This window comes from Streptomyces sp. FH025 (genome assembly GCF_017427025.1).
Classification (GTDB): domain Bacteria; phylum Actinomycetota; class Actinomycetes; order Streptomycetales; family Streptomycetaceae; genus Kitasatospora.
Map to the genome: position 1 here is coordinate 1 of NZ_JAFLNG010000310.1, position 8,790 is coordinate 8,790.

An 8,790-nucleotide genomic window follows, 5' to 3' on the forward strand; every position below is an offset into this window, starting at 1 on the left:
GCGCCGGTCGGCCGCTCGACGGTCTCCTCCGGAGCGTCAGCCGCCGAGGCGTCGTCCCCCTTCTCCGCTCCCCCACCATCGGAACCGCCGTCGCCCGCGGGCTTCACCAGTTCCTCGGGCAGCCGCAGCGAGGTGGTCCGGTTGTCCACCGGCAGCCGCAGCATCGTCGTCTTGCTGTCCACATCCCGGACACGGATCTGTACGGTCGAGCCGCCCTTGGCCCCTGCCGACGGCGTGTCGGCGGACTTCTCCGCAGCGGCTCCCTCAGCGGTCCCGGCGGCGGCTCCCTCAGCTGCTCCCTCAGCGGCCCCCGCGGCGGTCTCCGAAACCGGCTCCGAGGAGGTCTCCGTGGATGCCTTGGCCGCGGCCCCGGCTGACGCCCCGGCAGCCGCCGGGGCGGACGACCCGCCGTCAGCGGCCTTCGCGGCGTCGGCCGCCGCACCGGTCCGTTCGCGCTCGCGGCCCTGCTCCCGCTCGCCGTCCCTCAGCACCCTGTCGGGGGACTCGCCCACGTATCCCAGCCTCCTCAACGCCCGGCGGGGCATCGGCGAACCCGATTTCGGGAAGCCGACGCCCCGCCCCGTGTACCTGTACAGTCTCCGCCACCGACGGCCGATCCGGCCGCGCACACCCCGTCCGACCGGCGCTTATTGCCGCCGCCTGGCCTCACCGCGGTCTGTCCAACGGTCAGACGCAGGGCTCGCGTGCGCCGGTTCCGTGCCTTCGCCGCAAGGTCACGATTCGGAGGCGTACTCGACAAGCCCGTGTGAGAGGCGTCACCCTGTCTCTCATCCACGCGGGGAGGCTTGGATGGGCAAGAGCCGCAGAACTGTTCCCGAGGAACTCTTGCTGCTCGCTTTGGACCCGACCACGGGTACCACGGCGCAGCCGCAGACCCTCGACCTCGGACTCGCCGGGGCGCAGCTCGTCGAGCTGTCCCTGGCCGGACGGATCGTACCGGAGGGAGACCGGATCGCCGTCGTGCTCGCACGACCGACCGGCGACCCGACCCTCGACCACGCACTGGAACTGCTGCGCCGACGCGGCAGTCCGGTTCGCGCGGCGCACTGGATCGGCGGGCCCAGGCTGGGCCTGCGGCAGACGTACCTGGCGCACCTGGAGCGCTGCGGCATGGTCACCGCCGTGCCGGGCCAGGTGTGCGGGGTGCTGCCGACGACCCGGTACCAGGCGTCCGACGACTGCACCAACGCCGCGATCAAACAACGGCTGGACACCGCGATCCGCACCGGCGTTCCGCCGGACCCGCGGACGGCCGCGCTCGCGGCCCTCGCCCACTCGGTGGGCCTGGGCAAGCACCTGTACCCGGGCAACGAGGGTCGGTCCGCGCGGTCGCGGCTGCGCGACCTGATCCGGTACGACCCGCTGGGCGGGATGGTCGCGCACGCCGTGATGGACGTGCAGAACGGCCTGCCGACGCAGCAGAACCGTTCTTCCCAGGGCTCCGGAACGGCTGCCGGCCGGCCCGGCGCCCGCGCGGCGGGCCGGACTACGGGCGGGCGGGTCTCCGCGCCCCGGGTCGGGGTCCGCTGAGCCTGGCGGGCCCCTGAACCGGGCGCCACGCCACATCGGGAGAGCCGGTGGAGCCGGACGGTCCGAACGGGCCGTCCGAGGTGGCCCGGCCGCCCGGGCCGCCGATCGCGGCGGCCCGCCCGAGGGCGCACGCCGCCCCGCCCGCGCCATCCGAAGGCGCTGAGCGACCCGGCGTACGACCGGCACCATCGCACCACCGGCAGAACCCGCACCACCAGTACCACCGAGGGGCGGTCGCCCCGCGACGCGAGTCGCCCGGCGACCGCCCCTCTGCCGTCCCCGGAAGCCCGCCACAGGCCACCCGGAGGCCCCTGGAGGGGCACCGGGAGGGTCGGCGCCGCACGCGCCAGGGGCACGTGCGCCACCGCCGGGACGGTCCGTCGCACCATCGGTCCGAGTCATCGAGCCGCATTACCACCTGGGAGCTTTCGCCGTCTCGCGGATGCGCTTTTCCGATGATCAGTTCTATTGCGCTGCCGTGATTCCCCGGCGCCGACCTGGCCCAAGGTGACATGCTGCTCCGAGTCAGGGGGGTTGGTCCCAATGTCCGAAGTGTTCCCAGGGCTGCCGTTCCAGAGTTCACCAGAGGTCCGGCCGGAGGTCGACGTGTCCGCGAACATCAATCCCACCGTGCGCCGCCGACGCCTCGGCTCGGAGCTGCGCAAACTCCGCGAACGCCTCGGGATGACGGCGGAGGAGGTCGCCGGGCGGCTGATGGTCTCCCAGTCCAAGATCAGCCGACTGGAGAACGGCCGCCGCAGCATCAGCCAGCGCGACGTGCGCGACCTCTGCGACGTGTACAACGTGACCGACGAGCAGATGCGCGGCAGCCTCATGGAGATGGCCAAGGAGTCCCGCCAGCGCGGCTGGTGGCACGACTTCAACGACATGCCGACCCCGTACAGCGTCTACATCGGCCTGGAGGCCGAGGCCTCCTCGATCCGCGCCTACGAGTCCTCCTTCGTCCCGGGCCTGCTCCAGACCGAGCAGTACGCGCAGGCCGTGGTCGAGGGCACCCAGCCGGACACCGACGCGATCGCCGTGCAGCGGCGGGTGCAGGTCCGGATGAAGCGGCAGGAACGCATCCACGGCGAGAACCGGCTGGGCAGCCTGTGGACCGTCATAGACGAGGCGGTGCTGCGCCGGGAGGTGGGCAGCCGCGAGGTCATGGCCCACCAGCTGCGGCAGATGCTGGAGCTCAGCCTGCGCCCGAACATCACCATCCAGGTGATCCCGTTCGCGCACGGCGCCCACCCCGGTATGACCGGGACATTCTCCCTGTTGGAGTTCCCCGAGTCAGCCGATTCCACAGTTGTCTACTTCGAAGGTGTGACGAGCGACCTCTACCTGGAGAAGGATGCCGACGTGCGCCGCTATACCGGTCTCTACGACTACCTGAGAGCGGCCGCGCTCGGTGTCGCGGAGAGCCGGTCGCTGATAGCCGACATCGAAAAGGGATACCACGAATGATCACCCCGTCCGAGCACGGAACCCGCTGGCGCAAGAGCAGTCACAGTGGCGGCCAAGGCGCCTGTGTGGAGATCGCCGGACCGACCACCGGGGCGGTGGCCGTCCGGGACTCCAAGGATCCGCTCGGCCCGCAGCTGCGCTTCTCCACCGAGGCCTGGAACGCGTTCGCGTCGGCCGTGGCGGCGGGAGTCTTCGGCGACGTCTGAACCCGAGGCCTGAACCCTGGGCCTGAACCCGAGGCCTGAACCCTGGGCTTGAACCCCAGGCTTGAACCCGCCCCGTGCTCGGCCCAGTTGCCCGTAGCGGTGGCCGTCGCCCTGGAGCGGCGGCCGGCGCTACGGGCAACTGTCTTTCCCGCGGCACCTGTTGGCGCCCGCTCAGTGCACCACCGGGTAGCGGGTGGACCAGTTGGCCCCCTCCGGGGTCCGCCGGTCGTGCAGTTCGGTGCCGTGCACCAGCTCCAGCACGAAGTCGTCGGCGAGTTCGAGGATCGCGCCGCGCCCCTCCAGCCCCGCCACCAGTCCCGGCGGCAGCGCGGTGTCGCCGTGCAGCACCCCGAGCAGGTTGCCGCAGATCGCGCCGGTGGAGTCGCTGTCCCCGGAGTGGTTGACGGCGAGCAGCAGGCCCGAGCGGACGTCGTGCGCGACCAGCGCGCAGTAGACCCCGATCGCCAGCGCCTCCTCGGCGACCCAGCCCTCCCCCAGCGCCTCGACCCGCTCGGCGGACGGCTCGCCGGCCCGCACCGCGTCCAGCGCGGCCCGCAGCGCGGCCGTGGTCTCCTCGTGCGCCTGCCGCTCGGAGAGCAGCGCCAGCGCGAGGTGGACGCCCTCCTCCAGGGTGCCGCCGCGCGCGACGGACTGGACGATCACGGCGAACGCGCCCGCCGCCAGGTAGCCGGTCGGGTGGCCGTGGGTGAGCACCGAGCACTCCACCGCGAGCTGGAACACCAGGCCCGGCTCCCAGGTGGTGAGCAGCCCGAACGGCGCCGCCCGCACGACCGTGCCGCAGCCCTTGGAGTGCGGGTTCTTGGGCTGCTCCAGGGTGCCGAGCCGTTCGGCGTCCGGCCCGGTGAGGCCGGACAGGCAGCCCTGGCCGGGGGCGCGCTCGGCGTACAGCCACTCCTCGCGGCCGAGCCAGCCGAGGTCGGGGCGGCGCTCGTCCGGGCCCCAGTCGCGCTGGGTGGCGGCCCAGCGCAGGTAGGCCAGGTGCAGGTCGGTGGGCGGGTGCCAGCTGCCGGTGTCGCGCCGGATGTGGGCGCGGATCAGGCCGTCCACGGTCCAGAGGCTGAGCTGGGTGTCGTCGGTGACGGCGCCGGTGCGCCCGTACGCGGGGACGAAGCCGGTGACGCCCTGCGGGCCGTACTGGGCCCGGATCTTCTCCAGCGGCTCGAACTCGACGCCGGCGCCGAGCGCGTCGCCGATGGCACCGCCGAGCAGACAGCCCCGCACCCGGCTGCGGAAGTCCTGCTGCTGGGCGCGTGACCACAGTGGCATCACGACGGGGCGCCTTTCGTCGGGGTCGAGGGCGGGGGCCGCGCGACGCACGGCCGCGGCGCGCGCCCTGGCACTGTATTCGAAGACCCGAACGATTCGACGGCGTCCCTCATGCCGCCCCTCACACACCGCACCGGGCCCCGGCCGCCGGGCGAAAGCGGCCGGGGCCCGGTGGAGCCTCGAAGCCCGGCCTCAGTCGAGGACGGGCAGCAGCTCCGGCAGGTGCCCGTCCGAGGCCCGCGCGGCCGCCCGCCGCTCGGCCGGCACCTCGCCGTAGGTGGTGGTGCGCTGGCGGTGCGGGCGGCCCGCGGCCTCGGCGATCGCCTGGAGGTCGCGCACCGACTTGTAGCTGCCGTACGCCGAGCCGGCCATCCGCGAGATGGTCTCCTCCATCAGCGTGCCGCCGAGGTCGTTGGCGCCGGAGCGGAGCATCTCGGCCGCGCCCTCCGCGCCCAGCTTGACCCAGCTGGTCTGGATGTTGGGGATGTGCGGGTGCAGCAGCAGCCGGGCCATCGCGACCACCGCGCGGTTGTCCCGGGCGGTCGGGCCGGGCCGGGCGATGCCGGCCAGGTAGACCGGCGCGTTGGTGTGGACGAACGGCAGGGTGACGAACTCGGTGAAGCCGCCGGTGCGCTGCTGGATCTCGGCGAGCAGCCGCAGGTGCCCGAGCCAGTGCTTCGGGGTGTCCACGTGCCCGTACATCATCGTGGACGAGGAGCGGATGCCCAGCTCGTGCGCGGTGGTGACCACCTCGACCCAGGTCGCGGCCGGCAGCTTGCCCTTGGTGAGCACCCAGCGGACCTCGTCGTCGAGGATCTCGGCGGCGGTGCCCGGGATGGTGTCCAGGCCCGACTCCTTGGCCCGCTGCAGCCATTCGCGGATCGACAGGCCGGTCCGCGTGGCGCCGTTGACCACCTCCATCGGGGAGAAGGCGTGCACGTGGATGCCGGGCACCCGCTCCTTCACCGCGCGGGCGATGTCGAAGTAGGCGGTGCCGGGCAGGTCGGGGTGGATGCCGCCCTGCATGCACACCTCGGTGGCACCCACCTCCCAGGCCTGCGCGGCCCGTTCGGCGACCTGCTCCAGGGAGAGGGTGTAGGCGTCGGCGTCGGTGCGGCGCTGGGCGAAGGCGCAGAAGCGGCAGCCGGTGTAGCAGACGTTGGTGAAGTTGATGTTCCTGGTGACGCAGTAGGTGACGTCGTCGCCGACCGCGTCCCGGCGCACGTCGTCGGCGATCCGGCACAGGGCGTCCAGTGCCGGGCCGTCGGCGTGGAACAGCGCCAGCGCCTGGTCGTCGGTCAACCCGGTCGGGTCGTCGGCGGCCACCGCGAGGGCCGCCCGCAGGTCGCCGGCGAGGCGCTCCGGCGCGCCCGCGGCGAGCACCTGCTCGCGCAGCACCTCCCAGTCGCCGTAGACGTCCTCGAAGTCGGCCCGGCGGTCGGCGGTGCGGCCCTCGGTGTCGATGGCGGTGTGCAGGTCGGTGCGCCCGTACGACTGCGGCAGGTCCTCGGGCTCCTGCCAGGGCAGGCCGCGGAGCACCGCGTCCGGGTTCGCCAGACCGGTCTCCGGGTCGGCCAGGGCGCGCACGTGCGGCAGCACCCGGGGGTCCAGCCAGGGCTCGCCGCGCAGCACGTACTCGGGGTAGACGGCCAGGCGCTCGCGCAGTTCGAAACCGGCCGTGGCCGAGTGCTCGGCCAGGCGCTCGATCTGCGGCCAGGGGCGCTCGGGGTTGACGTGGTCCGGGGTGAGCGGGGAGACCCCGCCCCAGTCGTCGATCCCGGCCTCGATCAGCCGCGCGTACTCCCCGTCCACCAGGTTCGGCGGCGCCTGGAGGCAGGCCGTCGGGCCCATGAGGTGGCGGGCCACCGCCACCGTGGCCACCAGCGCGTCCAGTTCGGCGTCCGGCATGCCGCGCATCGCCGTGTCCGGCTTGGCGCGGAAGTTCTGCAGGATCAGCTCCTGGACGCCGTGGTAGGCGCGGGAGACCTTGCGCAGCGCGAACAGCGACTCGGCGCGCTCCCGGTACGTCTCGCCGATGCCGATCAGCAGGCCGCTGGTGAAGGGGACGGAGCTGCGGCCGGCGTCCTCCAACACCCGCAGCCGGACGGCGGGTTCCTTGTCCGGGGAGCCGTAGTGCGGGGCGCCGGGCTCGCTCCACAGCCGGGTGGCGGTGGTCTCCAGCATCATGCCCATCGAGGCGGAGACGGGCTTGAGCCGCTGGAAGTCCGTCCAGCTGAGCACCCCGGGGTTGAGGTGCGGGAGCAGGCCGGTCTCCTCCAGGATGCGGATGGACATGGCCCGCACGTAGGCGATGGTGTCGTCGTAGCCGTGCGCGTCCAGCCACTCGCGGGCCTCGGGCCAGCGGTCCTCGGGCTTGTCGCCGAGCGTGATCAGGGCTTCCTTGCAGCCGAGTTCGGCGCCGCGGCGGGCCACCTCCAGCACCTCGTCCGGGGACATGAACATGCCGTGCCCGTCCCGGCGCAGCTTGCCGGGGACGGTGGCGAAGGTGCAGTAGTGGCACTTGTCCCGGCACAGCCGGGTGAGCGGGATGAAGACGCTCCGGGAGTACGTGATGACGCCGGGGCGCCCGGCCGCTTCGAGTCCCGCGTCGCGCACCCGGGCGGCGCCGGCACACAGGTCGCGCAGGTCCTCGCCTCTGGCTTGCAGCAGTACGGCGGCCTCGGTCACATCGAGGGCGACGCCGTCCCGGGCGCGGCGCAGGGCGCGGCGCATCGCGTTCGCGGTCGGGGGGTTGCTTTCGTCCATGGCGGTTGCGTCCATGGCGCGACCCTACGCCAGGTGTCGTACGTCGGGATGAGACGACCCTGACGCCACCTCAGGGTCGGTGTACCCGCCAGGTGCGACCCGAACTGGCCCCGCAGGGCGATGACGCGGGGACGGCGGCGACCTCTAATGGAGGAGCAACGCCAATCGCACGTGTCCGCAGAGGAGTTGAGTACGCCATGACCAATGAGACGGTGACGGGGGACCAGTTGGACGGCGGGGTGCCGTACCGATCGCGGCGGCGCACCCTGGTACGGGCCGGGGTGCCGGTGGCCGTGGCCGCGGTGATCGCCGCCGGGATCGGGCTGGTGCCCGCGCTGGCGGCCGACGCCCCGCCGGACCTGCCCGCGCTGTCGGCGGAGCAGGTGGTGGCCAAGGCGCTCGGCTCGGACGCGCAGAGCCTGTCCGGGACGGTCTCGGTCTCCACCGACCTCGGGCTGCCCAGCCAGCTGCTGGGCGCGGCGGCCGGCGGGCTCGGCGCGGCGGCCGGGCGCGGCGGCGACCAGGGCGGCGGCTCCTCGGCCGACCCGCAGTCCAAGCTGCTCGGCCTGCTCGGCGGCGACCAGACCCTGCGGGTCGCGGTGGACGGCCCGGACCGCCAGCGGGTGGACCTGCTGGAGCACATGGCCGGCTACACCCTGGTCCGCAACGGCGACCAGAGCTGGGCCTGGGACAGCTCGACCAACAGCGCGGTGCACCTGACCGGGCGGCCCGCCGCCGAGCACCCCGAGGCGCCGAAGGCCCCGCTGACCGGGGTGCCCACCACCCCGCAGGAGGCGGCCCGGCAGTTCCTGACCGCGAGCGCCGGCACCACCTCGGTCACCGTGGCCGGGACGGCCAACGTGGCCGGGCAGAAGGCCTACCAGCTGAGCGTCAAGCCGGCCCAGTCCGGCTCGACCGTCGCCGAGGTGCGGATAGCGGTGGCCGCCGACAACGGGGTGCCGCTCTCGGTGGTGGTGAAGTCCACCGACGGCTCCACCGTGCTGGACGTCCACTTCACCGACGTGTCCTTCGCCAAGCCGGCCGCCAAGACCTTCGACTTCGCGGCGCCCAAGGGCGCCAAGGTGACGGAGCGGAAGGCGGACGAGGCCGCGAAGGGTGCCGAGGCCGCGAAGGGTGCCGAGGCCAAGGGCCACCAGGGCACGGACGCCAAGGACCACGGCGGCGTGAACGTGATCGGCGAGGGCTGGACGACCGTGGTCTCCACCACGCTGCCCAGCGCCGCCGAGGCCCCCGCCGGGGACGCCCGGGGCGAGGGCGCGGGCAAGGGCGACGGGAAGCAGGGCGGCAAGCACCACGGCCAGCCGCTGAACCCGCAGGCGCTGGTGAAGTCGCTCGGCAAGCCGGTCGGCGGCGGCACCCTGATCAGCACCAAGGTCGTCAACGTCCTGCTCACCGACGACGGCCGGGTCTTCGCCGGCGCGGTGACCCTGCCGGTCCTCCAGCACGCCGCCGGGGTGAACTGACGGATGACCGAGACTCCCGTAACGGG

At 73.4% G+C, this 8,790-nt stretch carries 6 protein-coding genes and 1 pseudogene; 4 read left to right on the top strand and 3 right to left on the bottom strand.

What is annotated here, in order from left to right:
- Positions 1 to 545 (bottom strand): annotated as a pseudogene (locus J0670_RS21585) (hypothetical protein); the annotation flags it as partial.
- Between the two features lie 265 nt (positions 546 to 810).
- Between J0670_RS21585 and J0670_RS21590 the strand changes: the two are divergent.
- The 3 genes from J0670_RS21590 (at position 811) to J0670_RS21600 (ending at position 3,227) form a co-directional block, all read left to right on the top strand.
- On the top strand, positions 811 to 1,551 hold the full coding sequence (locus J0670_RS21590) for a GPP34 family phosphoprotein (protein ID WP_207813286.1): 741 nt from the start codon (positions 811 to 813) through the stop codon (positions 1,549 to 1,551).
- Positions 1,552 to 2,157: 606 nt separating this feature from the next.
- On the top strand, positions 2,158 to 3,021 hold the full coding sequence (locus tag J0670_RS21595; RefSeq protein WP_207813287.1) for a helix-turn-helix transcriptional regulator: 864 nt from the start codon (positions 2,158 to 2,160) through the stop codon (positions 3,019 to 3,021).
- Entirely contained in the window at positions 3,018 to 3,227 is a 210-nt protein-coding gene (locus tag J0670_RS21600) for a DUF397 domain-containing protein (RefSeq protein WP_207813288.1), read from the top strand. Before J0670_RS21595 ends, J0670_RS21600 begins: the two co-directional genes overlap by 4 nt.
- 171 nt (positions 3,228 to 3,398) lie before the next feature.
- On the opposite strand, the gene J0670_RS21605 is transcribed toward J0670_RS21600, so the two are convergent.
- Entirely contained in the window at positions 3,399 to 4,514 is a 1,116-nt protein-coding gene (locus tag J0670_RS21605; RefSeq protein WP_207813289.1) for an ADP-ribosylglycohydrolase family protein, read from the bottom strand.
- Between the two features lie 192 nt (positions 4,515 to 4,706).
- Complete coding sequence (locus J0670_RS21610) at positions 4,707 to 7,295, bottom strand: bifunctional FO biosynthesis protein CofGH (protein ID WP_243437330.1); 2,589 nt, start codon at positions 7,293 to 7,295, stop codon at positions 4,707 to 4,709.
- A 182-nt stretch (positions 7,296 to 7,477) separates the two neighbouring features.
- Between J0670_RS21610 and J0670_RS21615 the strand changes: the two genes are divergently transcribed.
- The gene (locus tag J0670_RS21615; RefSeq protein WP_207813290.1) at positions 7,478 to 8,764 is read left to right on the top strand and encodes a DUF2092 domain-containing protein; all 1,287 of its coding nucleotides are present in this window, start codon (positions 7,478 to 7,480) and stop codon (positions 8,762 to 8,764) included.
- Positions 8,765 to 8,790 lie beyond the last annotated feature (26 nt).